Source organism: Ruegeria atlantica, assembly GCF_013032455.1.
Lineage (GTDB): Bacteria > Pseudomonadota > Alphaproteobacteria > Rhodobacterales > Rhodobacteraceae > Ruegeria > Ruegeria atlantica_B.
Genome location: NZ_WQCF01000001.1, coordinates 394990 through 420450, shown reverse-complemented (window position 1 = coordinate 420450; position 25461 = coordinate 394990). Strand labels below are relative to the sequence as shown.

General features: G+C 56.9%; 22 protein-coding genes. 5 read left to right on the top strand and 17 right to left on the bottom strand.

The window, feature by feature from the left end; genetic code table 11:
* Nucleotides 1-33: 33 nt before the first annotated feature.
* The 3 genes from GOW93_RS02065 to metG form a co-directional block, all read right to left on the bottom strand.
* The gene (locus tag GOW93_RS02065) at nt 34-3171 is read right to left on the bottom strand and encodes an efflux RND transporter permease subunit (protein WP_170381402.1); all 3138 of its coding nucleotides are present in this window, start codon (nt 3169-3171) and stop codon (nt 34-36) included.
* Between the two features lie 3 nt (nt 3172-3174).
* The gene (locus GOW93_RS02060; protein ID WP_170381401.1) at nt 3175-4341 is read right to left on the bottom strand and encodes an efflux RND transporter periplasmic adaptor subunit; all 1167 of its coding nucleotides are present in this window, start codon (nt 4339-4341) and stop codon (nt 3175-3177) included.
* 253 nt (nt 4342-4594) lie between these two features.
* On the bottom strand, nt 4595-6313 hold the full coding sequence (metG, locus tag GOW93_RS02055) for a methionine--tRNA ligase (RefSeq protein ID WP_170381400.1): 1719 nt from the start codon (nt 6311-6313) through the stop codon (nt 4595-4597).
* A gap of 163 nt (nt 6314-6476) precedes the next feature.
* Between metG and GOW93_RS02050 the strand changes: the two genes are divergently transcribed.
* Complete coding sequence (locus GOW93_RS02050; protein WP_170381399.1) at nt 6477-7415, top strand: hypothetical protein; 939 nt, start codon at nt 6477-6479, stop codon at nt 7413-7415.
* 5 nt (nt 7416-7420) lie between these two features.
* On the opposite strand, the gene GOW93_RS02045 is transcribed toward GOW93_RS02050, so the two are convergent.
* The 8 genes from GOW93_RS02045 to GOW93_RS02010 form a co-directional block, all read right to left on the bottom strand.
* A complete protein-coding gene (locus GOW93_RS02045) occupies nt 7421-8641 on the bottom strand; it encodes an MFS transporter (protein WP_170381398.1) in 1221 nt (406 codons plus the stop codon).
* A 70-nt stretch (nt 8642-8711) separates the two neighbouring features.
* Nucleotides 8712-9308 (bottom strand): YceI family protein, encoded by a 597-nt coding sequence (locus tag GOW93_RS02040; protein ID WP_170381397.1) that lies wholly within the window; start codon nt 9306-9308, stop codon nt 8712-8714.
* Nucleotides 9305-9490 (bottom strand): hypothetical protein, encoded by a 186-nt coding sequence (locus GOW93_RS02035; protein ID WP_170381396.1) that lies wholly within the window; start codon nt 9488-9490, stop codon nt 9305-9307. The genes GOW93_RS02040 and GOW93_RS02035 overlap by 4 nt, the downstream gene beginning before the upstream one ends.
* Before the next feature lie 157 nt (nt 9491-9647).
* Complete coding sequence (locus GOW93_RS02030; RefSeq protein WP_170381395.1) at nt 9648-10268, bottom strand: ImuA family protein; 621 nt, start codon at nt 10266-10268, stop codon at nt 9648-9650.
* A gap of 59 nt (nt 10269-10327) precedes the next feature.
* Entirely contained in the window at nt 10328-10909 is a 582-nt protein-coding gene (locus tag GOW93_RS02025; RefSeq protein WP_170381394.1) for a retropepsin-like aspartic protease family protein, read from the bottom strand.
* A 41-nt stretch (nt 10910-10950) separates the two neighbouring features.
* A complete protein-coding gene (locus GOW93_RS02020) occupies nt 10951-11568 on the bottom strand; it encodes a MarC family protein (protein ID WP_170381393.1) in 618 nt (205 codons plus the stop codon).
* Between the two features lie 2 nt (nt 11569-11570).
* Complete coding sequence (locus GOW93_RS02015; RefSeq protein ID WP_170381392.1) at nt 11571-11960, bottom strand: ACT domain-containing protein; 390 nt, start codon at nt 11958-11960, stop codon at nt 11571-11573.
* On the bottom strand, nt 11957-13807 hold the full coding sequence (locus tag GOW93_RS02010; RefSeq protein WP_170381391.1) for an ABC-F family ATP-binding cassette domain-containing protein: 1851 nt from the start codon (nt 13805-13807) through the stop codon (nt 11957-11959). The genes GOW93_RS02015 and GOW93_RS02010 overlap by 4 nt, the downstream gene beginning before the upstream one ends.
* A 308-nt stretch (nt 13808-14115) precedes the next feature.
* On the opposite strand from GOW93_RS02010, the gene ndk reads away from it, so the two are divergent.
* Nucleotides 14116-14538 (top strand): nucleoside-diphosphate kinase, encoded by a 423-nt coding sequence (ndk, locus tag GOW93_RS02005; protein WP_008757405.1) that lies wholly within the window; start codon nt 14116-14118, stop codon nt 14536-14538.
* Nucleotides 14539-14592: 54 nt separating this feature from the next.
* Here ndk and GOW93_RS02000 read toward each other — a convergent pair whose 3' ends face one another.
* Nucleotides 14593-14940 carry a TfoX/Sxy family DNA transformation protein gene (locus GOW93_RS02000; RefSeq protein ID WP_170381390.1) on the bottom strand — a complete coding sequence of 116 codons (348 nt, stop codon included), beginning with the start codon at nt 14938-14940 and terminating at the stop codon, nt 14593-14595.
* 292 nt (nt 14941-15232) lie between these two features.
* Between GOW93_RS02000 and GOW93_RS01995 the strand changes: the two genes are divergently transcribed.
* Genes GOW93_RS01995 through GOW93_RS01985 form a run of 3 tightly spaced genes read left to right on the top strand, consistent with a single transcriptional unit; the run spans nt 15233 to nt 17972 of the window.
* Nucleotides 15233-16750, top strand: coding sequence for a CHAD domain-containing protein (locus tag GOW93_RS01995; RefSeq protein ID WP_170381389.1), 1518 nt, complete (start codon nt 15233-15235; stop codon nt 16748-16750).
* A gap of 3 nt (nt 16751-16753) precedes the next feature.
* Nucleotides 16754-17494 carry a ParA family protein gene (locus GOW93_RS01990; protein WP_170381388.1) on the top strand — a complete coding sequence of 247 codons (741 nt, stop codon included), beginning with the start codon at nt 16754-16756 and terminating at the stop codon, nt 17492-17494.
* Nucleotides 17495-17504: 10 nt separating this feature from the next.
* A complete protein-coding gene (locus GOW93_RS01985; RefSeq protein ID WP_170381387.1) occupies nt 17505-17972 on the top strand; it encodes a CYTH domain-containing protein in 468 nt (155 codons plus the stop codon).
* On the opposite strand, the gene GOW93_RS01980 is transcribed toward GOW93_RS01985, so the two are convergent.
* The 5 genes from GOW93_RS01980 to GOW93_RS01960 all read right to left on the bottom strand — a co-directional run bounded on the left by GOW93_RS01980 (nt 17969) and on the right by GOW93_RS01960 (nt 25430).
* Nucleotides 17969-19339 carry a sensor histidine kinase gene (locus GOW93_RS01980; RefSeq protein WP_170381386.1) on the bottom strand — a complete coding sequence of 457 codons (1371 nt, stop codon included), beginning with the start codon at nt 19337-19339 and terminating at the stop codon, nt 17969-17971. The two genes, GOW93_RS01985 and GOW93_RS01980, sit on opposite strands and share 4 nt — an antisense overlap.
* Entirely contained in the window at nt 19332-20012 is a 681-nt protein-coding gene (locus tag GOW93_RS01975) for a response regulator transcription factor (RefSeq protein ID WP_170381385.1), read from the bottom strand. The genes GOW93_RS01980 and GOW93_RS01975 overlap by 8 nt, the downstream gene beginning before the upstream one ends.
* Before the next feature lie 181 nt (nt 20013-20193).
* Complete coding sequence (locus GOW93_RS01970) at nt 20194-21630, bottom strand: Do family serine endopeptidase (RefSeq protein WP_170381384.1); 1437 nt, start codon at nt 21628-21630, stop codon at nt 20194-20196.
* Nucleotides 21631-22375: 745 nt separating this feature from the next.
* Complete coding sequence (locus GOW93_RS01965; RefSeq protein ID WP_254443431.1) at nt 22376-23008, bottom strand: nucleotidyltransferase family protein; 633 nt, start codon at nt 23006-23008, stop codon at nt 22376-22378.
* A gap of 4 nt (nt 23009-23012) precedes the next feature.
* Entirely contained in the window at nt 23013-25430 is a 2418-nt protein-coding gene (locus GOW93_RS01960; RefSeq protein WP_170381383.1) for a GcvT family protein, read from the bottom strand.
* Nucleotides 25431-25461 lie beyond the last annotated feature (31 nt).

The following is a 25461-nucleotide window of genomic DNA, read 5'->3' as shown; positions in this document are numbered from 1 at the left end:
AAAGCCCCGCCGTTCTGGCGGGGCTTTGTTGATTTAGGCGGTTTCTTCGGATGGTCCGGGATCGTTTTTGGTGCCCTTGATCCATTCCCTGAGGCTTTGCATCAGCGCATAAAGCACCGGCACCAGTATGACGCCGACCAGCGTGGCTGCCAGCATCCCGCCAAAGACCGCGACACCGATGGCCTTTTGGCTGGCCGCGCCCGCGCCGTTGGCCGCCAGCAGCGGTACAACACCCAACAGGAAGGACAGGGCAGTCATCATCACCGCACGGAAACGCTGATAGGCAGCCTCAGCAGCGGCGTCCTTGATCGACAAGCCATTGGCCCGCTGCTCCATGGCAAATTCGACGATAAGGATGCCGTTCTTTGACGCTAGCCCCACGAGCATGATCATCCCAATCTGCGTATAGAGGTTGATGTCACTGCCTACGATAGCGACGGCTGCTACCGCCCCGAAGAGGGCAACGATCACCGAGAGCAGGATCGAGACTGGCATCGTCCAGCTCTCATACTGACCGACCAGGAACAAGTAACCGAACAAGATTGCCAATCCGAGGATGACGATCACAAGACTGCCTGAAGCAAGCTGTTGCTGCGCTGTCCCGGTCCATTCAAACGCGTATCCCGGGGGTAGGGCAGTAGCTGATTCCTCAGTCATTACATTGATCGCATCGCCACTGGACAACCCAGGTGCGGGTACCGCTGTCACGGTTGCCGAACGGAATAGGTTATGCCGTTTCAACAGAACCGGGCCCAGCACGTTTTCCACGTCGACCAGGGTTCCCAGCGGCACCATCTCGCCCTCTTGCGAGCGGACATAGAGGTTTGAGATATCCTCGACATTGTCGCGATAGCTGCCATCTGCCTGGATCATGACCCGATAGACCCGCCCGAACAGGTTGAAGTCGTTCACGTAGTACGAGCCCAACTGCGCCTGCATGGTCTGGAACACTTCGGCCACGGACACTTGCAGTGTCTTGGCCTTCTCGCGGTCAAGATCGACGAAAAGCTGCGGTACGTTTGCGCGGAAGGTCGTATAGGCCTGTCCAATCTCGGGTCGTTGGTTCGCCGAATAAACCAGCGACCCCACGGCCGAGGCCAGATCCTGTGGCGAGCCGCCCCCGGTTTGCTGCACCTCCATCTCGACACCAGCCGACATACCCAGGCCCTGAATGGGTGGTGGGTTGAAGGCCACGATCGAGGCGGCGGATTCGCCATTGGCGATGGCCAAAACCTTTTTCAAAATGGCGTCTGCACTCAGGTCATCTTCCTGACGATCATCCCAATTTTCGAGGTTCACAAAGATCGCCGCGCCATTTGTGGTGGTGCCGTTCAGAAGCGAGAAGCCGTTGATCAGAACCGTGCTCGATACGCCGGGGATTTCCTGAATTTGATCGTCGACACGGGACGAGACGACCTCGGTGCGTTCCAGCGTAGCCGCGTCCGGAAGCTGAATGTCGACGAACAAATATCCATTGTCTTCAAGCGGCAAAAAGCCACTGGATGTATTGGACATGATTGTCCCGGTGCCCATTGCCAGTGCCGCGATGACGCCAAGGCCAATGACCGGAAGTATCAGCAACCTGCGCACAATCGCGACATAGCCGCCCCGAATGGTGCCGATAAATCTTTCAAACACCGCCAACAGCCCCTTGGGGGGACCCGAGCGCGCTTGCAGAACCAACCCGCACAAGGCTGGGGACAAGGTCAAAGCGTTGATCGAGGAAATCACCACGGCGGTCGAGATGGTCACAGCGAATTGCGAATAAAGCCGCCCTGAGATGCCGGGCATAAACGTCACCGGCACGAACACGGCCAGCAGCACCAGCGTCGTTGCAATCACCGGGCCAGTGATCTGCCCCATGGCTTTGCGGGTTGCTTCGGCAGGGGGCAGCCCCTCATCCGCGATGATCCGTTCTACGTTTTCGACCACAACAATCGCGTCGTCCACCACGATCCCGATGGCCAGAACCAAAGCGAACAGAGAGATCGTGTTCAGCGACATGCCGAACAAAAGCAGGAAGGCAAATGTCCCGATTAGTGAGACCGGGATCGCAACCGCTGGAATGATTGTCGCACGCCAACTGCCCAGGAAAACAAACACAACCGAGATCACCAGAGTGAAGGTCAGGATCAGGGTCGAAACCACGTCGTTCAGTGACTGTTCCACAAAGTCCGTGGTGTTAAAGGGAACCTGATACTCCACATCGGTGGGGAAGGAACGGGACAGTCGCTGAAGCTCGGCTTCGACACGTTCAGATACCGCCAAAGCGTTCGCTCCGGGGGCCTGATAGATGCCGATAACTGTTGCAGGAACGCTGTCGAAGTAACCCGAGGCTGCGTAATATTGCGCGCCCAGTTCCACCCGCGCGATATCTTTGACCCGCACGATTGATCCAGCGTCACCCGTGCGAATAACGATGTCACCGAATTCCTCGGCCGAGGTCAAACGGCCCTTGGTCTTGATCGTGTACTGAAACGTCTGCCCCTCGGGTACCGGGGGCGCACCGATCGAACCTGCCGATACTTCGATGTTTTGTTCGCGGATGGCGTTGATCACATCGCCCGGAGTGATGGACAAAGCGGCCATCTGATCCGGATCCATCCAGATCCGCATGGCGTATTCCAGATTGGTCAGAACGTCAGCTTTACCCACGCCCTGAACCCGCGCCAGCGCGTCTTTCAGGTTGATCGAGGCATAGTTCGACAGAAACACACTGTCATAGGTGCCGTTGGGCGAGGTCAGCGTCACCAGCAGCAGCATGTTTGTCGACGCTTTTTGCGTAACCACACCCGAAGACGTAACTTCGGACGGCAGAGAGGACATGGCCTGCGCCACCCGGTTCTGAACGTTCACCGAGGCGATATCCGGGTCGGTGCCGACCTCGAATGTGATATTCAGAGAATACGATCCGTTGTCAGACGACGTGGACGTCATATAGATCATATCGTCCACACCATTCACCTGCGCCTCGATCGGGGCGGCGACGGTGTTTTCCACAGTTTCGGCATTGGCGCCGGTATATGTCGTTGACACACTTACGACGGGTGGCGTGATGTCCGGGAACTGCGCTACCGGCAGAACCAGATAGCCGATGCCGCCCATGATTGTCAGGACAAGCGAAATAACAAGCGCCAGCTTTGGCCGGCTGATGAACAGGGCTGAGAACATCTGTTACTCTCCCGGCTGCTCGGACGCCACGACAGCGTCAACAGCGACGCCGGGCCGAACCCTTTGCAAGCCCTCGACGATGACGCTTTCTCCTTCGCGCAGACCATCCTTGACGATTACTGCCGTGCCTTCGTTGTTACCGGTGGTTATGTAACGCTGTTCCACCATCTGCTTGTCGTTGACAACCAGCACAAATTCACCCCGCTGATCACGTTGCAGCGCGGCCTGGGGGACCAAAACCTCAAGTGTGGGTTGTAGGGCTTCAATTTGCACGCTTAGAAATGCACCGTCGACGATTAGCCGTTGGGCGTTGTCGAATTCTGCCCGCATCGAAATCGCGCCGGTGAGAGGGTCGATCCGATTGTCGACAAACACGATTTTACCGGTTTCATCCAGTTTACTTCCGTTCGGCAGCGTGACGTGCACGTTCGGACTCTTGTTGCTTTCCGCAAGGGATGAAGCGTTCTCGCCAACTGTTTCAAGAACCGTTGTAAATTGCTTCTCGTTGATGGAAAAATTCACATAGATCGGGGCTTCACTGACGATATTTACCAGCGGGGGGTTGTTTGGCCCGACCACATCACCGACGCTGATCGCCACCCGCCCGATGCGGCCATCGAACGGCGCGTGGATCTTGGTATAGCTCAAATCAAGCTCGGCTTGCTGAATCGCAGCTTTTGCAGCTTTGACCTCTGCTTCGGCCACCAGTTCGTTGGCACGCGCAATATCGCGTTCTGACTCTGGAGTGGCGTCACGTTTGTAAAGCTCTTCCTTCCGGGCAAGATCGACCTTGGCCAACTCAAGATTGGCTTCTGCCCGGTCAAGATCCGCATTTCGGGCTTCAAGTGTCGCCTGATAGAGGTCAGGCTCGATGGTGAACAGCAGGTCTCCCTCTTTGACCAGCGCACCGTCTTCCACGTTCTGACTTTCCAAAAACCCGCTGACGCGGGCTATGATATCTGCTTTGTCAAGGGCTTCGGCGCGGCCGATGAATACGGCTTCTTCGGTGATTTCCTGCGTGTAGGCTGCTGCAATCGACACTTTGGGTGGTGGGGCGTCGCTTTGATCTTGGGCGAAGGCGGTTTGCGCCATGCTTATTCCAACCAGAGCGGCAAAGGCTCGGGACGCGCCGCCGAAACGAGAGTGAAAGTTCTTCAATGCAAGGGACATGGCGGGCGCCTCGTTAAAACGTAAGATTTTTCGTCAGGGCAGGCTGTCTGCTCCAACGAGTCGACTGAATTCTGGATCAGGATGGCCGTTTTGAGATTTTATCTCAAGCATATTGAGTGTGACTGTAGGTCAAGGGCCGCGGATATTTTTTTGTTGCTGGGCTAACTTAGGCCGAAGTGTTTATGTATTTTGTTTGAGAAACGAAAACGGGGGTCATGTGACCCCCGTTTCTCAATTCTAATTTTCCAACAGATCAATCGCGCGTGCCAGCGAACCGGGTTTGCCAGTCTTCGCGCTGTTCGTCGGTAATTTTTGCGAACAACACTTCTGGCACCGAAAACTCATGCCCGGCGGGCAGAGCGTCCAGCGCCGCTGCGACGTCATCTGGCCAACGGGTGTCCAGCGTATTCATCGCACTCAGCATCCGGGCCGAGGTTTCGGGGATAAACGGCGCACTGAGCACGGCATAGAGGCGGATCAGGTTCAGGCCTAGACGCACCTGTGCAGCGGCCTGTTCGGGGTCTTCCTTGAAAGTGGACCAAGGTGCGGCGGCCTGAAGGTATTCGTTGCCGGCGACCCAGATCGCGCGCAGTTCCTGCGCTGACTTGCGGACCTCCATTGACTCCATATGCCCTTCATAGGCGCGGACACGGCGGGTAAGTTCCTCGATCAGGGCTTGCTCGCGCTCGCCATAGGTGCCGCCCTCTGGAACGGCCTCACCGAATTTCGAGCGGCAGAACTTGGTGATACGGCTGACAAAGTTCCCCAGAACGTCGGCGAGGTCTTTGTTCACCGATTGCTGGAAGTTTTCCCATGTAAACTCACTGTCGCTGCTTTCCGGCGCATGGCTCAACAACCACCAGCGCCAGTAGTCGGCGGGCAGAATTTCAAGCGCCTGATCCATGAACACTCCACGACCTTGAGAGGTCGAGAACTGGCCACCATCATAGTTCAAGTAGTTGAACGACTTCAGGTGGTCGACCATCTTCCACGGTTCGCCCGAACCTAGGATGGTTGCCGGGAAGGACAGCGTATGGAACGGAACGTTGTCCTTGCCCATGAACTGCACATAGCGCACGTCATCGGCGCCTTTGTCAGTGCGCCACCAGCGCTCCCAATCGGCATCCGATTTGCCGTTGGCGTCCGCCCATTCCTTGGCGCAGGCGATGTATTCAATCGGCGCGTCGAACCAGACGTAGAAGACCTTGCCTTCCATCCCCGGCCAGTCCTGATCACCTTTCTTGACCGGTACACCCCAGTCCAGATCACGGGTAATGCCGCGATCCTGCAGACCGTCACCATCATGCAACCATTTCTTTGCAATCGAGGTAGTCAGGATCGGCCAATCCGTCTTGCTGTCGATCCACGCATCTAGCTGATCTTTCATTGCGGACTGGCGCAGATACAGGTGCTTGGTCTCGCGTATCTCAAGATCGGTGGAGCCGGAAATGGCAGAACGCGGCTCGATCAGATCGGTCGGGTCCAGCTGCTTGGTGCAGTTCTCACACTGGTCGCCGCGCGCGCGGTCGTAACCGCAATTGGGGCAGGTGCCCTCGATATAACGGTCGGGTAGGAACCGCTTGTCTGCGTTGGAATAAACCTGTTTCTCACTGACTTCGCGGATTAGTCCGGCTTCATCCAGTTTGCCCGCAAAATGCTGGGTCAGGTTTCGGTTCTGTTCGCTGGACGAGCGGCCAAAGTGATCAAAGCTGAGCCCGAACCGTTTCGCAATATCCGCCTGAACCGCATACATGCCGGCGCAATACTCGGCCACTGGTTTGCCAGCTTTGGCAGCCGCCAGTTCCGCAGGGGTGCCGTGCTCATCCGTGGCGCACAGATACATAACCTCGTTCCCCCGGCCACGCTGATAGCGTGCGTACAGATCGGCGGGCAATTGCGAGCCGATGAGGTTGCCGAGGTGCTTGATCCCGTTGATGTAAGGGATCGCCGAGGTAATGAGAATTCGAGCCATTTTGCGTTTCCACGTAACTAACTGCGCGCCCGTCTACCTTATGTAAGCGGCTAGCAAAACCCCGGTTTCTTGCTTGAAGCCTTATAATCACGAACAAAGGGTGCCTTCGCGAAATTCTCGGGCCGTGTATTATGCTTCTGCATACAATTTCACGGGGGGAATTATGCTAAAGTTTTACTTGATGCCTTTCGTTCGTTCGGTCTTGGCCGCTTCGGTCATCATGCTTTTTTCGCCAACCATTGTATCGGCGGATCAAAGCGAAGCCATGAAGGCCATTGATACCTTTGACAAGACGATGCTCTCGATATTCCGGCGCGGTCAGGATGTTCTGACCGCGCAGACCCGGCCCGTCATGGTCATCGCACGCGATGTAACGGTCATGACAAAGGACGGAGAGGTCACATTTCCACGCGACGCGCCGAATTACCTGATCTTCAAGTCAACTTCACACGTTCTTTTGGGGATCATAGGGGCAGTCACTCCGTGGCCTGATGAGGACACCGAGAATGCGCGTTGGAAAGAGGACTTTGAGAACATCGCAAAGGCGATAGACACATTGCTGAACTCGGTCGGGCACCTTGATCTGCCCGAAGACACAAAATCTAGACAACGGCAGATGCTTGAAACCGCGCGCGCTTTTACACTCGATGCCGTTAACCGCGGAACCCTTACGTCCGAGGAAGTGTCGAAGGTGATAAACGACATGCGACCGGCTTGGGCGGCAAATATGCGAGATGCTGCGCGTGCGGAACTTGGCGCTTTGCACAAGGCTGTCTCAGATGCGCGTGCCGCAGTGAGTCAAGATGTTTGGGACAACATGTATGTCGTCCATCATGGCGGGTCGAACGTGACGGGGGTCAATGTGGTTGAGCTTTACTTGGAGCGAGTGATGCCGCAGAAGGTTGCTGCGGGACAGGTGATGTTTGCTGAAAACGCGCATGGGAACCAGGCGATGGCGGATTTCGTCGGTTACGAGCGAATGCAGCGTCACGTCGGAGCTTGGGCCTTCGGTGACCCCGCTCGGATGGAAGTAGACCTGTTGGGGTATGAGGCGGGCGCAATTCTGGACGAAATGATCCCGTCATCTCCACCGTTAGAATAGAGTCTTTATTCCTCCCGAGACCGTTTTAGCAGACGCCCGATGGTGAAGGATGTGCGCGGTGCATAAACGTAGTTTGTCCGCTCTTCGGGTGTTGGGCGCGAGCGCATCCGAGCTAAGCCGAACAGGATCAGACCAATATGCCCAGTGGCCACATAGGCGAACAGCGCTCCAGGGCCGAATGCTTCGATCAACGTAGATGAGATGTAGGGAGAGGCAATCGCACCCAGCGCGTACCAGAACATTAACGCGGCAGACAGTTCGACCCGCTCCTCGGTCGTGACAAAATCGTTTGCATGCGCTGACGACAGCGAAAAGATCGGAAAGGTGGTCAGGCCAAAGAATCCGGCAGCCAGCATAACACCCAGAGTGCCGGTTCCACTGGCGGCCATCGTGACGCCGCAGCTAAGCACGGCGGCGGCGGACAGCCAGATCAGCACCCAGCGGCGGTCATATTTGTCTGCCAACCAGCCCAACGGGTATTGCGCCAGTGCACCGCCGAGAACGAATGAGGCAAGGAAGAATGCGATCTGATCCACGCCCAGTCCGACCTCTTGCCCGTAAATAGGGCCAACCATGCGGAAGGACGCGGAACTCAGCGCCGCAATAATCACGCCTGCCACCGCCAAAGGCGAGCTGCGCCATGCCAGCTTGGGCCGCAGACGTGGGGCGTCGGGTGTTTCGGGCTGTGTGGCTTTCGTCAAGGTCAGGGGCAGCAGGGCGGCACAACACAGAATGGCCAACAGATTGTATGACACATACGAGGCGGGTGGCAGCACAGCGATGATCAGCTGTGCACACAGCGAGGCGCCCATATCCGCAACGCGATAGGTGCCCATTGCGCGCCCGCGAGTTTCGTTTGTGACTTTGGCGTTCAGCCATGCTTCGATCACTGTATAGGATCCGGCAACGCAAGTGCCTGACGCGATTCTCAGGGCCGCCCAGATGTAGGGGTTGTCGGTTAGCGTGTGCCCCAGCAACCCCATCGCACCCAAAGCGGTGCAGACAGCAAATGCGCGAGAGTGACCGACGCTGCCCATCAGGCGCGGTGTCCACCAGCATCCAACAAAGAAGCCGATAAAGTGCGCCGAACCAAGGAGGCCGATCTGTTCGGTCGTGAAATCCAGTGTCAGTCCCGAGATGGCATCCAGCGGTCCGACGCCGCCCGTGGAAAGCTGCAGCAGAATCACAGAAAGAAAAAGGGCGGCAAAAGAAATTATCGTTCTCATGATAAGGCCAGCTAGCCATAATGGGGCCTGAATGCGCGCACCTAATCGACTCTGAGGCGTCGTTTTTTGTCTATGTGACCCGTTTGATCTCGGCTCGAATGTCCAGTCCGACGGTGTCCTGCACCAGATCGGCATAACCGGATGCGCCGAAATCATGGCGGTTCAGTCCGCCAGTCAGGCGAATTGAGAGCATATCAAGGTTTTCAGGCGCGCTGCCGGGTGGGCGGAAGAGGTCGGCTTGAAAGGCGATCGGACGTGTCACGTCGCGCAGGGTCAGGTCTCCGGTGATTTTCGCGCCGCGCGAGAGCCGCCCGCCTTCCCCGAGTTCCACTTTGGTCGATGCAAAGTGAATTGTCGGATAATTTTCGACATCCAGGACCCCCACGCCCAGCATCGCGCTTCGGGCAAACGGCAATTTGGTTCGGGCTTCGGCGGCGTTTAGGGTGACGGCTACGCGGCTTTTTGTCAGGTCACGAACGTCAATCTGAATATCCGTGGTCTGGATTGGCATTGTTCCGGATTGGGTCAACCCCGACAGATCAAAGGTAAAACCGACCGACGTGTTTTGAAGTACCAGTTTATAAGGGGCAATTGCAGCGTGGGCTGCAGGGGTTAGGGGCAGGGTTGCCAGACCAGCCAGCAGTGTGCGTCGGGTCAGCTGGGTCATGCAATCCCCTCTGACCTGCGGCAGGTCGACTGGTTCAGCAATGTCATAACGATTTTGATCACCTGTTTTTCCAACAACTCTGGGACCGGTCTAAGCGCAGCAGATTCACCCAGAGCCTCCGTCTTGCCCTGACAGCTAATCGCCTGTCGCAACCATATCTTCTGCAGTGCGAAGCCGGTCATGGCCTATCCGTCCGCATTCGCCTTTATGGTAGTGGCGCGCGCGATCAACAGGCGAAGCCAGGAATTTCGGCTGTCGTGGATCGGTTGGTTCATGCGGAAATGCTAGGGTGGGAGGCCGGATTTTGCCAATCACAAGATTTCTTAACTTTGTGAGGTGTCACACCAAAGCATCTTCGGCCTCGGTTCGGGTCAGGTTCAGACCGGCACGTGATTTGGTTTGGATGGCTTGCCAACTGACCGGGGGCAGGGCGCGGGCGCGGCGGCGGGTCAGGGTCCAGCGGCGGGCCTCGCCTTGATGGGTTGCGGCCATGTGCCAGCGCGTCTCGACCCCCTGCGCGCCGCCCTCACCGGGGGTCAGCAACACTCCCAGCGGAGCCCGCCCCATCGCGCGCCCCTGTTCGGCGGCCAGATGCATGCGCCGCACCGGCGTCAGCCCCGGCGCGCCGGGCAGGTCGCCGAAGATTAACGGGATGGCCCCGCTGCGCAGTGCTTCCTCCATGCACCACAGCAGATCCTCGGCGCGGGTGGGGCGGACGAAGATGAACCGGGCCGGGTCGGCAAAGGGCATCATCCCGTCGGGGTTCAACTGGCCTGGTTCCCATGCGGGCGAAATCCACAGCACCGGCCCCTGCGTCTGACCGGCCAGCCACATAGCAAAGCTGCGCCGGGCGGGGCCGCAGGCTTCGTGCACGCGGCCCAGTTGCAAGGTGATGCCATCGTGAAGTGTGACCCCCGGCGCGGCGCGCGCGGGTTTGCGGCCAAGAAGGTGTGTAGACATGCTGCCAGATTAACATGTTCTCATTTTGTTCTCAATTCGGAAATGCAGCCGCAGACCTGTTACCGAGACAGGATCAGGCGGCCATCCGTGAACTGAATATTCGAGAACCGGTGCAGGTAATCCATGCCCAGCAGCGACTGGCGCAAATCGCCTTCGTTAACCCAGGCCGCAACGCCGCTGTCGGTGATCGGCCCAAGCTCAAGACTGTCCAGCCGGACGGGCGCGGTACGGACCTCTCCGTTCGCGGTTGAGGCGCGACCGAGGTAGTTCAGCTGGTCGGGGTCGATGCCAATGCGCCTGGCGTCTTGTTCGCTCAGAACGATCTGGCTGGCGCCGGTATCGACGAGGAAAGTGATCGGCTCTCCGTTCACCAGGACAGGCAGGTAATAGTGACCGTCATAAGAGCGGGGCACTTCGATTGTTTCGCCGGTCACAGTCATTTGCGGGGAAGGGCCCACGGTCGAGCGTATATCCTCCCAAAGCCCGACCACAGCGATGGCACCGACAAAGATAAAGACCCAGGCCATCGCCTGTTGCATGGTTTTGTTCAGCGATTGGCGGTTGTGCGAGATAAACCACGCCACAACGGCCAGACCAAGCACGACCAGATATACCAAACGTCCAATGCTGTCGCCGTCCATGCCTTACACCTTGCTGCGATTACATTAAGGTATATGGGAACTTACGATGCAAAACCAAAGGCCTTGAGTCCGTCCAAAATGAACTGAACGGATAGCGCCGCCAGCAGCATACCCAGCAACCGGGTCAGCACGTTCAACCCGGTCTTGCCCAGAATGCGCGCCACTGCGCCAGATGTCAGATACATCACAAACACCATCGCCAATACGACCAGCATGACACCGATGACCACGGCCAGACCCTGAATACCGGGCTGTTGACCGGCCAGCAGGATCATGGTCGCAATTGAGCCGGGACCAGCGATCAGAGGGATGCCCAGCGGAAAGACCGACGGATCGGGGTGCTCTTCTTCCTCGGCACTGTTTTCACGCCGCTTGGTGCGGCGTTCGAAAAGCATGTCGAGTGCAGTCAGGAACAGCAGAACGCCACCAGCGACCCGAAACGCCTCCATCGAGATGCCAACGAACCCCAAAAGGGCTTCTCCGAAGGCGGCGAACATGGCCAGAATGACACCTGCGGTCAGGCAGGCCCGGATCGCGATAGAGCGGCGCGTGGCCCAGTCCATGCCTTGGGTCAGCGCAACAAAGATCGGCGTCTGCGCGGGTGGGTCGAGGACCACGAATAGCGTTGTGAACGCGGTTATCAGGAATGCACTGTCCATGGCTATTTGCTGCTCCGTTGCAGACCTTGCAGAATATTCAGGGCGTCGTCTGACAGGCCTGAAGGAATGTATACGTGGTCATGGTGATAGCCCGCGACCATGTTTGCAGGAATACCCGCCTGCGCCAACGCCCCGGATACGGCGGCAGTCAACCCCACGCCTTCCAGTGAGGAATGAACCTGCAATGTTATGCAGCGCATGGCGACCGCATCCTTTGGTGCGCTATTGATCGGGACGATAAGAGACATCCCCTCCGCCTCAACGCAGCTGGCGCGCGTACCTTCGGGCCAGGGCTTGTCATCGGGCCAGGCGACGAACGCAAATTCTCCGGGCTGAATCTCGGGGCGCATACCCGCGATCATTGCATGGGTTTCAACGACAGGATCGGTCATGCGGTTTCCGCCTGTTCCAAACGTTCAGCGGCCGCGACCCAAAGCGACTCAGCCTTTTGCATGGCTTCGACCACTTCGGCGAACTTGCGGTTCCAGGTTTCCAGATCGTTGATCTTGTCGTCTTCATACAGGGCCGGGTCCGCCAGTTTGGCCGAAAGCTTTTCGTGCATGTCTGTCAGCTTTTCGATCCGATCTTCGCATTTGCGCAGATCGGCGCGCAGGGCCAGCACCGCCTCGCGCGAAGGGCGTTTGGGCTTCGCCACCTGAGGTTTTTCCTTGATCGGTTTGTCACGGGCCAACAGCAGGTTGCGATATGTCTCAAGGTCTCCGTCAAAGGGTTTGACCGTCCCGTCCGAGACCAGCCACAGCCGGTCTGCAACCAGCGACAATAGGTGCATGTCGTGGCTGACCAGAACCACAGCGCCGGTATAGGCGGTCAGAGCTTCGACCAACGCCTCGCGGCTTTCGATGTCCAAGTGGTTGGTCGGTTCGTCAAGGATCAGCATATGCGGTGCGTCGATCGTGGCGATCAGCAGAGATAGGCGGGCCTTTTGTCCGCCCGAAAGACGCCCGACCAAAGTTTCCGCCTGATCCGCGTTTAAACCGAAACCGGCCAGCCGTGAGCGCCATTTGCCCGGCGCCTCATCTGGACGCAGGCGGCGCAGGTGATCCAGTGGCGTTTCGTCCACATGAAGTTCGTCCACCTGATGCTGAGCGAAATAACCGATGCGCAGTTTGTTGCTGCGGGTCATCTTGCCCGCCATCAGGGGCAGGCGGTCGGACAGCAGCTTGGACAGGGTTGACTTCCCCTGTCCGTTCTTCCCCAGCAGCGCGATGCGGTCATCCTGATCTATGCGCAGGTTGAGACGACGCAGTACTTCGGTCTCGCCATACCCGGTGATACCACCTTCGAGATGGATGATCGGAGGGGAAAGTTCCTCGGGTTCGGGGAAACTGAACGCTCGCAAAGCGGCCTCTTGCGGAGTTGACACCAATTGGATGCGCTCAATCATCTTCAGGCGAGACTGGGCTTGAACAGCTTTCGAGGCTTTTGCGCGGAACCGGTCCACAAAACTTTGCAGGTGGGCGATGCGGGCCTTGGCCTTGGCGTTTTCCGATTCCGCCTGTGCCAGCCGCTCGGCGCGGCGCTCAGCAAATTTGTCGTAAGGCACCGCGTAATAGGTCAGCTTGCGGTCTTCCAGATGCAGGATCGACCCCACCGCGCGGTTCAGCAGCCCGCGGTCGTGCGAAATGATGATCACCGTGTGCGGATACTTGGCCAGATAGCTTTCCAGCCACAACGCGCCTTCGAGGTCCAGATAGTTGGTCGGTTCGTCCAACAGCAACAAATCGGGCTGGGAAAACAGCACCGCCGCCAAAGCCACACGCATCCGCCAACCGCCCGAGAAATCCGAACACGGGCGCAGCTGGTCCTGATCGTCAAACCCCAAGCCCTTGAGGATCGAGGCCGCACGCGCCTCGGCCGACCAAGCATCGATATCGGCCAGACGGGTTTGGATCTCGGCAATCCGCGCTGGATCCTCGGCGCCTTCAGCCTCAGACATTAGCGCGCTACGCTCGGTGTCGGCCGCCAACACCGTATTGATAAGCGACACGTCGGAGGAGGGAACTTCTTGCGCCACGCCCCCGATCCGCGCGCGTTTCGGCAAAACGATGTTGCCTGATTCCAGCGCCAGCTCGCCCCGGATCAGTCGGAACAGGGTTGTTTTCCCGGTGCCATTGCGCCCCACCAAACCGACCTTGTGGCCGTCAGGAATGGTGGCGCTGGCGCCGTCAAACAGGGGGCGGCCTTCGACCGCATAGGTGATGTCTTCGATCCGTAGCATGTGCCGCTCATAACAGAGCATTTCGGACGCCGCTAGCGGCTCAGCATGTTTAATTCTAAGCCGATTTAACAGCATCTTTTTGAGTGTTACGTTCACGCCTGATCCGTGCTCGGCTTGAGCCTACTTTGCCTCGGCTGAGCCGGTCAGGTTCAACATTGCCTTGGCCTGTGCGAGCCACTGCCGGACACAATCCGGTTTTCTGTGGTGCACCTGTCCATCATTCCACTTTTCTTGGGGCACAGACCGTGCTAGGCGGCGCGCGATGGATTTCGGCGCGAACCCGCGCCTTATGTTAAGGAGAGGCCGACATGGCACTGGAACGCACATTCTCGATCATCAAACCCGATGCAACCCGCCGCAACCTGACTGGCAAGATCAACGCCAAGTTCGAAGAAGCTGGCCTGCGCATCGTTGCGCAAAAGCGCATCCACATGACCAAAGCTCAGGCAGGCAAGTTCTATGACGTGCATGCCGAGCGTCCGTTCTATGACGAACTGTGCGAATTCATGTCGTCGGCTCCGGTTGTTGTTCAGGTTCTGGAAGGCGAAGGCGCCATTGCAAAGAACCGCGAAGTCATGGGCGCAACCAACCCCGCAGACGCAGCCCCCGGCACCATCCGCGCCGAATTCGCCGAGTCGGTTGGCGAAAACTCGGTCCACGGTTCCGACGCTCCGGAAACCGCAGCTGTTGAGATCGCCTACTTCTTCTCGGGCATCGAACTGGTCGGCTAATCCGCCATAAGATCAAATTTTTTAGGCCGCTCCCGGTGTCGGGTGCGGCCTTTTTTATACCGGCTTGAGGTCATCGGCAGACACCCGAACGCCGATGGCGTCCAGGTCCGAGATCATCTGGGTTTCAGGCATCGCGGTAACGCTGGTTTTAATGGCATCGAACCGTTGCCGAAGGGCTTTCTTCTCGTCGCCCTTGCAATCGTTCCACGGGCGACCCTGCAGCCCCATGACCAGCACATAATAACCAATGAAATGAGGTCGAGTTCCAAACCGCAACAACCGGGCATAGGCCTCGTCAGGGCCCAGATCCCGCAGCTGCTGAGCGGTGCGAATACCGGCGTGTGTGCAGGCTTGCTCGAATGCAGGGCCAAGATTGCGGATAGAAGAGACGGGATCGGACATGCCTAACTTGTAAGCCGGCGTTCTTAGGCTGTCGACCTGATGCGGCGAGTGTTGGGTATAAACCTTGCCAGACAATCAGCAACACGGTTTCATGACGCCATGCTGTCAAAGGGTCGCCAATGTCCGAGAACAAAGAAGCTGTTAGTAAATCAGACAGGTGTAAAAGGAATACGGCTTTGAGGACACTTAAAGCCTTTACGATCCTCACGACTGAAGAAGGTAACAGCGCCTGTAATATCATCGAGGCATTTTTGATCGACTGCCCTGATTCACCGAAAGAAGGTCGTTCGTGATGGCAGAGACACGCGGTTTCTTTGCCATTTCGGGGACGTTCGATCTGGATTGGTTTTCAAAAGCGCTTGATGGATTGACCCCCGAATTCGAAACACCAAAGGCTGCGCAATCGTTTGAAGTGTTGGATTGTCACGATCAGTCGCTCCGAGCGGATGGTCGAATGTTGATCGAATCCAACGGCATGCTGCAATTGCTGCAACGAGATCAAGATGATGTGGTTCAGGACTGCAGCGGCAAGGGACAATTCGTACAGGATTTGCCCGATGGTCCGGTTCGCGCGGCGCTGAAAAAATTTCCAAAGCTGTGCGCGATGATGAGCATGGGCTCAGGGACCATGGAAGTCAGTAGGTTTGCCGTTCTGGATAAGCTGCAAAAAACACAAGTTCGCGGCCGTGTTCTCTCGTTGACCACAAAGCAGGGACAGGCGACCATTCTGAATGTTCATCCGATGCGCGGATATGATCGCGCCTTTCGGACAGTATGTGCAGCACTGGGGAATATGGCTGGCACGGTGGAAGGTATTGAGCCGTTGCTTCAGCATCTGTTTCCCGATGTTGTTCGCTATAGTGCAAAACCCAAGATCAAGCTAAGCACACAAGAGCCATCGATCGAGGTGGCAGCAGATATTATCCACACTTTTCTGACCGTGGCACGCCAGAATGAGGCTGGCGTGGTCGCAGATATCGACACGGAATTTTTACATGACTATCGCGTCTCGCTGCGGCGTGTTCGATCGGTCGTGAGCTTGTTCAAAGGGGTGTTTTCACCTGAACAGACAGCCGTCTTGAAGCAGGAGTTCGCGGATCTGATGTCCTCTACCGGACGGGCTCGCGACCTGGATGTCTATCTTTTGGAAAAAGAACTATACTTCAACCTTATACCTTCCAATCTTCACGTTGGTGTTGAGGTCATGTTCGCGCAGTTCGCGAAAGAGCGCACCCGAGCACTTGTCGAATTGTCCCGACGTTTTCGTAGTGCGGACTACGACAGGCAGATGAAGGATCTTTTGGTGCTCTTTGCGGACACCAAGGGGTTGGAGCCCGGTCCCAATGCAGATCGCGGTGCCTATGACTATGCTTGTGCGCTGATCTGGAAACGCTATCGCAAGCTATGCAAACGGGCGCGCGGCATCACTCCGGAAACGCCGGATGAAAACGTGCATGACCTGCGGATCGCCTGCAAAAAGCTACGCTATCTGATGGAGTTCTTTGCCCCTCTTTTCGACAAGGGTGATTTCAAAACGCTCATCAAGCCGTTGAAAAAACTTCAGGATAATCTGGGGCTGTTTAATGACTATTCGGTTCAGCAAGAAGCCTTGGTTGAATTCGTCTCGGCCCAGAGCAATGCGCAAGGACGGGCGAATGCGCAACTTGCCATGGCTGTCGGAGGTCTGATCGCTGTCCTAAACCAGCGTCAGCGGGCCGAGCGCGAGCGTGTGGTCGCCAATTTTCAACGTTTCGACAGCCCGGATATCCAGAACCTGTTCCGAACCCTGTTTCACCATAAGGAGGATTGAGGCGTGAAGATCATTGCCTGCTACAGCAACAAGGGTGGTGTGGGTAAGACCGCAGCTTCGGTGAACCTGGCGTATGCATATGCGCAGGCGGGGTACACGGTGCTGTTGTGCGACCTTGATCCGCAAGGGGCGGCGGGGTTCTATTTTCGGGTGAAACCCTCGAAAAAACTTACAGACGCGCGTTTCTTCGAAGATGTGGATCGTTTCACAAAGTCGATCCGCGCCAGTGATTTTGAAGGCTTGGATGTGCTGCCCGCAAACCTGACATTTCGGGATTTTGATGTGTTCCTCTCCAGGATGAGGAACAAGCGGTCGCGACTGAAAAAGGCGCTGACCACCGCTGGCAGCGACTATGACGTGATTATTTTGGACTGCCCGCCAAATTTCTCGACCCTGTCCGAGAATGTTTTCAAAGCTTCGGATCAGATTGTTGTACCTGTCATCCCGACCACCTTATCAGAGCGGTCGCTTGAGCAGTTGGTCAACTTCTTTGAAGAACACAAGCTACCTAAGAAAAAGTTAAAGGCTTTTTTCTCAATGGTGCAGCGGCGCAAGAGCCTACATCTTGAGACGATGGAAAAGATGCGCACAGCCTACAAAAAACGGTTCCTGCAGACTGAAATCCCATTTGCCGCGGATATCGAACGCATGGGGCAGAACCGTGCTCCTGTTCCTATTTTTGCTGGCCGCAGCGTCGCGAGCACGGCTTATCAAGCGTTGTTCGACGAATTGGAAATGGAGTGATTTCAAGCAAATGAGCACCGAAATTGAACGCAAGTTTCTGGTCGAAAAGCTGCCAGACCTAAGCAGTGCAGAAAGGGCCGTGGTACGTCAGGGGTATTTGACGGCACCCGACGATTCCACTGAGCTGCGATTGCGACAGAAGAACGACAAGTTTTTTCTGACCCTCAAAGGCAGTGGCGCGCTTGTGCGGGTCGAGCGCGAGGCCGAGATATCAGCCGAGCAATTCGAAACCTTCTGGCCCGAGACGGATGGTCGTCGGGTCGAAAAGGAACGGTACACCGGACAACTGCCGGATGGGCGTGTGTTTGAGCTGGACGTGTTCCTGGGTGAGCTTGCCCCGCTGCAACTGGTTGAGGTGGAATTTCAGACCGAGGGTGAGGCAATAGGTTATATTCCACCAGATTGGTTCGGCACTGATGTGACCTCGGACAAACGCTATAAAAACAAGACGATGGCAATCAATGGCGTGCCGACCTAGGGTTTCCGCGCCAGTTTAATTGATGCCTCAAGCCCCGGATCACAGTTGTGGGCCTCAAAGACACCGCCGTGCATGTGCGAGATTGCGGCGACCAGCGCCAGTCCCAGCCCCGCATTTCGCTCGGATCGTGCTGGGTCCAGCGTGACAAACGGCATTTGCAGGCGCGACAGATCCTCTTGCGGGACACCTGGACCTTGGTCGCGGACGCTGAGGGTGGTGTAGGGGGCGTCCTCTGACAGGTTGATCGTTACTGTCGTGCCCTGCGGCGCATAGCGCAGTGCGTTCTCCAACAGGTTCGATAGCGCTTGGGACAGCAGCGGACGGTGCCCGGGAATGGGTGCCGCCGAGCCTGTTACCTCAAGCTTGATACACTGATCCGCAGCGACGGGATCATAAAGCTCAACCACATCCGCCACCAATTGCTGCAGGTTTACCTGTTCGAATTGCTCGCGGCCCACACCGGCCTCTGCCCGAGAGATTTCGGTCAATTGGCCTAGTACGCGCAGCACATGGTCGATCTCGTTACTAGCCCGCGCGATATCAATCTCGCGCTCATGATCCGTTTTGGAAGGATCAGACAGGGTTTCCACCCGTTGTTTCAAGCGCGACAGGGGTGATCGAAGATCGTGCGCGATAGAATTCGATGTGGTGCGCAGATTGCTGACCAGTTCCTCGATCCGGTCCAGCATGGTGTTGAGCGTCCCGGCGACCTGATCGAACTCATCGCCGGTGCCCCGCAAGGACATTCGCCGGGATAGATCGCCCGAGACGATATTCTCAGCCGTGCTGGCGATATCAGACAGTCGGGAAAAGACCAGGCGGGTGAACAGCCAGCCGGTCAGAACGCTCAGCACCAGGGCTATCCCAAGTGCCATTCCGACCGACCGCAACAAAACACGATCAAACTGTTGCCGTGCCAACGCGTCACGGCCCACCAGAAGTCGCTCGCCGCGGGGCAGGCGGATTGAAGCCGCTGAGATGGGCACAAGTTGATCATTGTCGGCCCGGCGTAGTTCAAGGTTCACCCAACCACTGCCGGCGGTGATATTTTCTGGCCATTGCTTGAGGTTTCCAGCCAGAGTGACACCGAACCGGTCGGTCAGCAGATACAATGCATCCCGATCAGAAGCTGTTGGAATGCGGCGTTCTATTGCCCCTATCAACCCGATCAATCCCCGGCGTTCGTACTCATCCGCAAGACCGGTCAGCTCAGCGGAAACAACCGAGCGGGTCTCACCCTCGATACTGCGGTTTGCTGTCACGTATACCAATGCCAGCACAGCAGCCGTCAGCAACGTGCTGAGAACCATGCTGGCCAGCACAAGACGTGTTCGGGAATTGTTGAAGGAAAGCCTTATGTTATCCATCAGATATCATGTAGCCGGCGCCCCGGACGGTTTCAATCAGCGGTGGCTCATCACCTTCGTCCAGTTGACGGCGCAGCTTGGAGATATGGACATCGACCACATTGGTGTGCGGGTCGAAATGATAATCCCAGACACCTTCCAATAACATCGTGCGGGACACCACACGGTTTTTCCGGCGCAGGAAAAACTCAAGAATTTGGAACTCGCGCGGGGTAAGGGTGATCTCGCGTCCGTTGCGTGTAACCTTACGGGTCAGCAGATCCATCTCAAGATCGCGGCAAGTCAAAGACTTGCCTTCCTCGGCCTCTTGCGGTCGGCGTAGCAGAGCCTCGATCCGGGCGTGTAGTTCCTGAAAGGAAAACGGCTTGACCAGGTAATCGTCCGCCCCGGCACGCAGGCCTTTGACGCGCTCGTCGACGGCGCTCATCGCGGTTAACATCAGAACTGGCGTCTTCACACCCGCTGCGCGCATTGATTTGATGAGGGATAGCCCATCCAACTCCGGTAGCATCCGATCCAGAACCACTGCGTCAAATCCGCCATCGGTGGCGTGGTAAAGGCCCTCACGGCCATCCTCGGCCGCTTCTACGACATAGCCCTCTTCGCCAAACCCTTTGGCGATGAAGTCCCGGGTGTCTTCGTCATCTTCGACGATCAGCAGGCGACGGCTCATGATCCGAGTTCCTTTCTACCGGGATTTAACCACAAAATTGGGGTAAAGCACATGGTTTGGCTAAATAATCTGCCGGGTGCAGAGCTGTGCACCCGGCAGTCCCAGCGGTTTGCGGACAATTCAAACCGCCGAGGAGGCGCCCGCCAGATTTCCCCATCACGTGGCGCGCGCGTGAGTTAGGTTAGGCGATTTCCACTGCAACAAAGATCTGGTTTCCACCGCGGTTGATCAAAACAAGCGCAGGGTCAGTCTTTTCGCTGTCCAGCGCAGCTATCAGCGCATCCGGCGTCGCGGTCTCTTGACCGCCCAGCTTCACGATCACATCGCCCCGCTGCAGACCGGCTTTGGCTGCCGGGCTGTCAGGCTTCAGGTCGGTAACGATCACACCGTCGATATTCTGACCCACGCCCATTTCGGCGCGTTTCGTATCGGTCAGCGGCGCAACAGTCACACCCAAACTGGTGCCGGAAATGGTTTCGTCCACCGACTTGTCGATTTGGGCCGACGCGCTTTGATGTTGGCCAATTGTCAGCTCAAGCTGTTGCTCAGTTCCATCACGCAAAACTGTCAGGACGCTGTCCGTACCCACTTTGGTCGTGCCAACAAGGATTGGCAGATCGCTGCTAGAGTCCACGACCTCATCATTGAACGTCAGGATGACATCACCTTGTTGCAGAACACCCTCGGCCGGGCTGCCAGTGACAACGTCCGAGACCAGCGCACCAGTCGAATTGTCGATACCCAGTGCGGCGGCCAGTTCGGGGCTGACATTTTGGATCGATACGCCCAGCCAGCCACGGCTGACCTGACCATCATCGCGCAGGTCGGCAGCGATATGTTCGACGATGTTAGACGTCACAGCAAACCCCAGACCAACGGACCCTCCGGTGGGCGAGTAGATGGCTGAATTCACGCCGATTACTTCACCGTCCATATTGAACAATGGACCGCCCGAGTTGCCCTTGTTGATCGCCGCGTCAGTCTGGATGAATTCGGCATATGGCCCATCCGAGATATTGCGGCCTTTGGCCGATACGATCCCGGTGGTCACGGTCGAGTGCAGCCCAAACGGGTTGCCAATTGCCACAACATCTTCACCCACTCGGATGACATCGCTGTCGCCCAGCTGAACGGCCTGCAGGACTTCGCCTGCGTCGATTTTCAGAACGGCGATATCAGTCAACGGATCGGTGCCAACGACTTCGGCCTCAAAGGTACGGTCGTCCGACATGCGTACTGTCACAGTCTTGGCATTATCGACAACGTGGTGATTGGTAATGATGTACCCGGCTTCGTCCAAAACAAATCCTGAACCCAGCCCCTGTGCTGGTCCGCGTTGCGGGGGGCTGAACCCTTCAGGTGTCCCGAAGCGCTTGAAGAATTCCCCAAACGGGTGCTGATCAAGGTCAAACTGCCGTCCCTGGGCAGGCATCGGTGCGGTGTCCTGTTCCGCGATAATGGTGACGACCGCAGGCGACACGCTTTCAACGAGGTCTGCCAATGCTTCGTCGGCCATTGAGGGCAGGGCGGTGGTCGCCAGCAATGCGGCGCTTAAGGCGCCTGCGCCGACCCAACTGGCTGTCCCGGGCAAAAGTAGAGAGGATTTGCGGATGCTCATTTTTGTCTCCTGTTTATGTCACGTGATTGCGGCCACGCGTTGAGACAGGAAATGCGCGCTTACTCTGATTGTTTCCTGAGAGTTTTGTTAAGAAATCTTAATTTTGCCACAAAGAGGCTGCTCTATCCGCCAAGCTGATTATTCAGAATGGTGGAAATAGGCGAATCATTGCCTGCGAATCGACGAATTGTCGCTGTTTTGGGGCTCAAGTCGCAAAAACGGTCGAATTAAATATATTTGGTTAACAAACAAATCGCGAACCCTTCTTCTTTCGGGGTGATCTTCTTAAGGTTGTTGTCCTGTAAGTTCCCTGCGCCGCTCTCTCGGAATAATTTATAGCATAAAAGCCAGAGGGCTATTTAGGTATAGGCATAATGGAGGATGGCGTGGCTTTGCTCACTGGGGATGGTACCTCTTAGGTTGAGTTACGCTTGGCGGATGTTGCGGAAAAACCATTCTGATACCGGTAAAATTTACCCTTCTTTCGAATTTTACATTGTTTGAAGCCATCGGATAGGTGACGATGAAGATGCCCAAGCGAGGGGAGCCGACGGCACTAGGGGGTGTTGAAGGCTTGTCACAGTCACCGGAAGCGCTGAGCGGCATGTTAACGAGGGGGTCTTGTTTAGGTTCGGCAGCGGAATAGCCAGGTTGTCCTAAGGCAATTTTGGCAGCGTTTTCGGGATTGATGAAAAGTGGTAGTCCTGTCTTGGGTGCCGGCCCGGTCGTCTTCGACCGGGCCGTGTTATTTTTTGGCAGTGCGTTTTTTATGCCACTCAGCCCACTCCTCTGGCGTGTCTAGGTCCAGCAGGGCGTTCTGGTCTGGCAGGGGAACGAGATGCATTTTATCTGAACACGCACGCACGATTGATTGCGCGCCTTGGTCCCCGGACAACCGTTTAAGGTGGCCGAAAAGGCTATGGTCAAACACAACTGGGTGTCCAGGTTTTCCGGTTTCCGTCGCGCCACGCCAAATCAGCTTATCCGGGTGGGACTGAACGGAAGATAAAACGCTCTTTAGATCATCCGAGGTGATATCCGGTAAATCCGCCAGTAAAACCATCGCAGCGGTCGCATTAGGCGACACATGCGCCAAAGCGCCCCGAAGGCTGGCGCTCATACCTTCGTGGGCGTCGGGGATTTCCGACTTGCAAAGGTCCAGCCCCTCCAATGCTTGATGGCGGGGATGTGGTGCCGGAGGTAGCGCGACGATAACGGGCGCCGCTTGTTGGGCGATAATTGCCGCGCGGCGAAGCAAAGGCTTGCCGTCGACGACCTGTAGCAACTTGTCTTGGCCGCGCATGCGGCTGGATTGTCCAGCGGCCAGCAGAAGAATGGGAATCTGCGTCATGCCGCCACCATGCCGCGATCGCCGCATGGTGTCATCCCCGCATGCGCGTACCATCTGCATCAAACAGCGGTTCCGAGATCATGCGAGCTTTGCGCAGTTGGCCAAGGATTTCGATCTCGACTTCAAGCCCATCGCTTATCCGCTCTGTGGGCAAAAAGCCCAGTGCGACTGATTTGTCTGCATAATGTGAATATCCGCCCGACGTGCAAAAGCCCACGACATTGCCATCCAGCCAGATGGGTTCATATGCGTTCACATCGGTGTCGTCAGCATCTACCACGAAAGCAACCAGTTTGCGTGCTGGCCCTTGGGTCTGCTCCAGCTCTGCGGCGGAACGGCCAATAAAATCAATGCTCTTCGAGAAAGAAATGAACCGATCCAGGCCCGTTTCTGCAGCCGTATAATCGGGTGAGAATTCCCGCATCCAGGATCCAAAGAACTTGTCCAGACGCAAGCTCATCATCGCGCGCATGCCAAAGGGTACCATGTCATGCGCTTGTCCGGCCTGCCACAACGTCCACCAAAGTTGCCTTTGGGCCATCGGATCGCAATAGATCTCATACCCGAGATCACCAGTATAGCTGACCCGCTGCACGATACAGTCGGTCATGCCGATGGTCATAGGACGTACATCAAGGAAACGAAGGGCTGAAACATCTTCCCGCGTACAGGCGGCCAGAACTTTTGCGGCTTTGGGACCGGCGATCTGAAAGCCGTTCAGCCGGTCGCTGATATTCTCAATTTGTACGCCATCTTGCTGATGCTGCTGGAACCAGCGCATGTGGAAAGCCTGACTGCCGTAGGACGCGGTCAACTGGAACGCACCTTCGCTCAGGCAGGAAACGGTGAAATCGCCGATCAGCTTGCCCTTGGGGGACAGCATTGGCGTCAAAGACAGCCGACCCGGTTGCGGGATACGTCCGGCCATTATCCGGTCCAACCACCCACGGGCAGAGGGGCCGGTGATACGGTATTTTCCAAAATTGTGAACCTCGTTGATGCCAACACCATTGCGAACAGCGCGTACCTCGCGCCCGGTTGCCGCGAAGGCGTCCGAGCGGCGAAATGATGGCGTTTCATAGCCCGGTTCACCGTCTTGAGCGAAATAATTCGGTACTTCCAGCCCGTATTGCTGACCCCACACGGCACCCAGATCGCTGAAGATATCGTACATCGGGGTTGTCCGGTTCGGGCGCGCGGCGGGCAATTCCTCGTTCGGGTAGGCGACACTGAAACGTTTCTGATAGTTCTCGATCACCTTCGGGCGGGTATAGCCCGGGCTGATCCAGTCGCCAAACCGGGCCACATCCATCGCGAAAACGTCGCGCTCGGGTTCACCTTCGACCATCCACTGCGCTAGTGTCAGACCGACGCCACCGCCCTGGCTGAACCCGGCCATCACGCCGCAGGCAGACCAATAGTTGCGAACCCCCGATACAGGCCCGACCAGAGGATTGCCGTCGGGCGCAAAGGTGAACGGACCGTGGATAACCGACTTTACGCCTGCCTCGGCAAGAACGGGGAAGCGTCTGTAAGCAAACTCGATACTGTCGGTGATCTTGTCGAAATCATCGGGCAGCAGTTCGTGGCCGAACTCCCAAGGTGTTCCGTCGACCGCCCAAGGTTTACAGGGTTGTTCGTAAAAGCCGATACATAACCCACGCCCTTCCTGCCGCAAATAGCTTTCGCCAGCGGGGTCCATCACATGCGGGTGTTCGCCACCCTCGTCTATGATCGCCTCGATCTGGGTGATCGAGTCTGTCACCAGATATTGATGCTCCATCGGGTGTAGCGGGAAATAGATGCCTGCCATTGCACCGACTTCACGCGCCCACAGACCGCCGGCATTGACCACATGCTCGGCATGAATGGTGCCTTTGTCGGTGACCACATCCCAGGTGCCGTCGGGGCGTTGGTTGGTTTCACGCACCATGCAATGGGTCTCGATCGTAGCACCGCCCATCCGGGCTGCCTTTGCATAGGCATGAGTTGTGCCCGACGGATCAAGGTGACCGTCCAGCGGATCGTAGAGTGCACCGATGATGCCATCGGTATTGGTGATGGGAGCGATTTTCTTGATCTCGTCCGGTCCAACGATTTCGGTTTCCAAACCCATGAACCGGTGCTTGGCGCGTTCGGCCAGCAACATGTCGAACCGGTCCTGATTGTCCGCCAGTGTCACGCCGCCCACGTGATGCAGGCCGCAGGACATGCCGGTGATTTCTTCCAACTCTTTATACAGCCTGATCGTATAGCCCTGCAGCGCCGCCATGTTGGTGTCGCCGTTCAAGGTGTGAAACCCACCCGCCGCGTGCCATGTTGAACCGCTGGTCAGCTCAGACCGCTCCAATAGCATGACATCCGACCAGCCAAGCTTGGTCAGGTGATACAAAACCGAACATCCGACGACACCCCCGCCGATTACCGCTACCCGAGTTGTGGTCTTCACGTCTCGCCTCCGTTGGTATTGGCCAAAGCGT

Excerpts from the sequence above, each read along its gene's own strand:
- GOW93_RS01980 (WP_170381386.1), bottom strand. The coding sequence starts at position 19,339 with ATGGATAACATAAGGCTTTCCTTCAACAATTCCCGAACACGTCTTGTG.
- GOW93_RS02030 (WP_170381395.1), bottom strand. The coding sequence starts at position 10,268 with ATGTCTACACACCTTCTTGGCCGCAAACCCGCGCGCGCCGCGCCGGGG.
- GOW93_RS02035 (WP_170381396.1), bottom strand. The coding sequence starts at position 9,490 with ATGACCGGCTTCGCACTGCAGAAGATATGGTTGCGACAGGCGATTAGC.
- GOW93_RS02000 (WP_170381390.1), bottom strand. The coding sequence starts at position 14,940 with ATGTCCGATCCCGTCTCTTCTATCCGCAATCTTGGCCCTGCATTCGAG.
- GOW93_RS02015 (WP_170381392.1), bottom strand. The coding sequence starts at position 11,960 with ATGACCGATCCTGTCGTTGAAACCCATGCAATGATCGCGGGTATGCGC.
- GOW93_RS02010 (WP_170381391.1), bottom strand. The coding sequence starts at position 13,807 with ATGCTACGGATCGAAGACATCACCTATGCGGTCGAAGGCCGCCCCCTG.
- metG (WP_170381400.1), bottom strand. The coding sequence starts at position 6,313 with ATGGCTCGAATTCTCATTACCTCGGCGATCCCTTACATCAACGGGATC.
- GOW93_RS01975 (WP_170381385.1), bottom strand. The coding sequence starts at position 20,012 with ATGAGCCGTCGCCTGCTGATCGTCGAAGATGACGAAGACACCCGGGAC.
- GOW93_RS02065 (WP_170381402.1), bottom strand. The coding sequence starts at position 3,171 with ATGTTCTCAGCCCTGTTCATCAGCCGGCCAAAGCTGGCGCTTGTTATT.
- GOW93_RS01965 (WP_254443431.1), bottom strand. The coding sequence starts at position 23,008 with ATGCGGCGATCGCGGCATGGTGGCGGCATGACGCAGATTCCCATTCTT.
- GOW93_RS02045 (WP_170381398.1), bottom strand. The coding sequence starts at position 8,641 with ATGAGAACGATAATTTCTTTTGCCGCCCTTTTTCTTTCTGTGATTCTG.
- GOW93_RS01995 (WP_170381389.1), top strand. The coding sequence starts at position 15,233 with ATGGCAGAGACACGCGGTTTCTTTGCCATTTCGGGGACGTTCGATCTG.
- GOW93_RS02025 (WP_170381394.1), bottom strand. The coding sequence starts at position 10,909 with ATGGACGGCGACAGCATTGGACGTTTGGTATATCTGGTCGTGCTTGGT.
- GOW93_RS02060 (WP_170381401.1), bottom strand. The coding sequence starts at position 4,341 with ATGTCCCTTGCATTGAAGAACTTTCACTCTCGTTTCGGCGGCGCGTCC.
- GOW93_RS01985 (WP_170381387.1), top strand. The coding sequence starts at position 17,505 with ATGAGCACCGAAATTGAACGCAAGTTTCTGGTCGAAAAGCTGCCAGAC.
- GOW93_RS02040 (WP_170381397.1), bottom strand. The coding sequence starts at position 9,308 with ATGACCCAGCTGACCCGACGCACACTGCTGGCTGGTCTGGCAACCCTG.
- GOW93_RS01970 (WP_170381384.1), bottom strand. The coding sequence starts at position 21,630 with ATGAGCATCCGCAAATCCTCTCTACTTTTGCCCGGGACAGCCAGTTGG.
- GOW93_RS02020 (WP_170381393.1), bottom strand. The coding sequence starts at position 11,568 with ATGGACAGTGCATTCCTGATAACCGCGTTCACAACGCTATTCGTGGTC.
- GOW93_RS02050 (WP_170381399.1), top strand. The coding sequence starts at position 6,477 with ATGCTAAAGTTTTACTTGATGCCTTTCGTTCGTTCGGTCTTGGCCGCT.
- ndk (WP_008757405.1), top strand. The coding sequence starts at position 14,116 with ATGGCACTGGAACGCACATTCTCGATCATCAAACCCGATGCAACCCGC.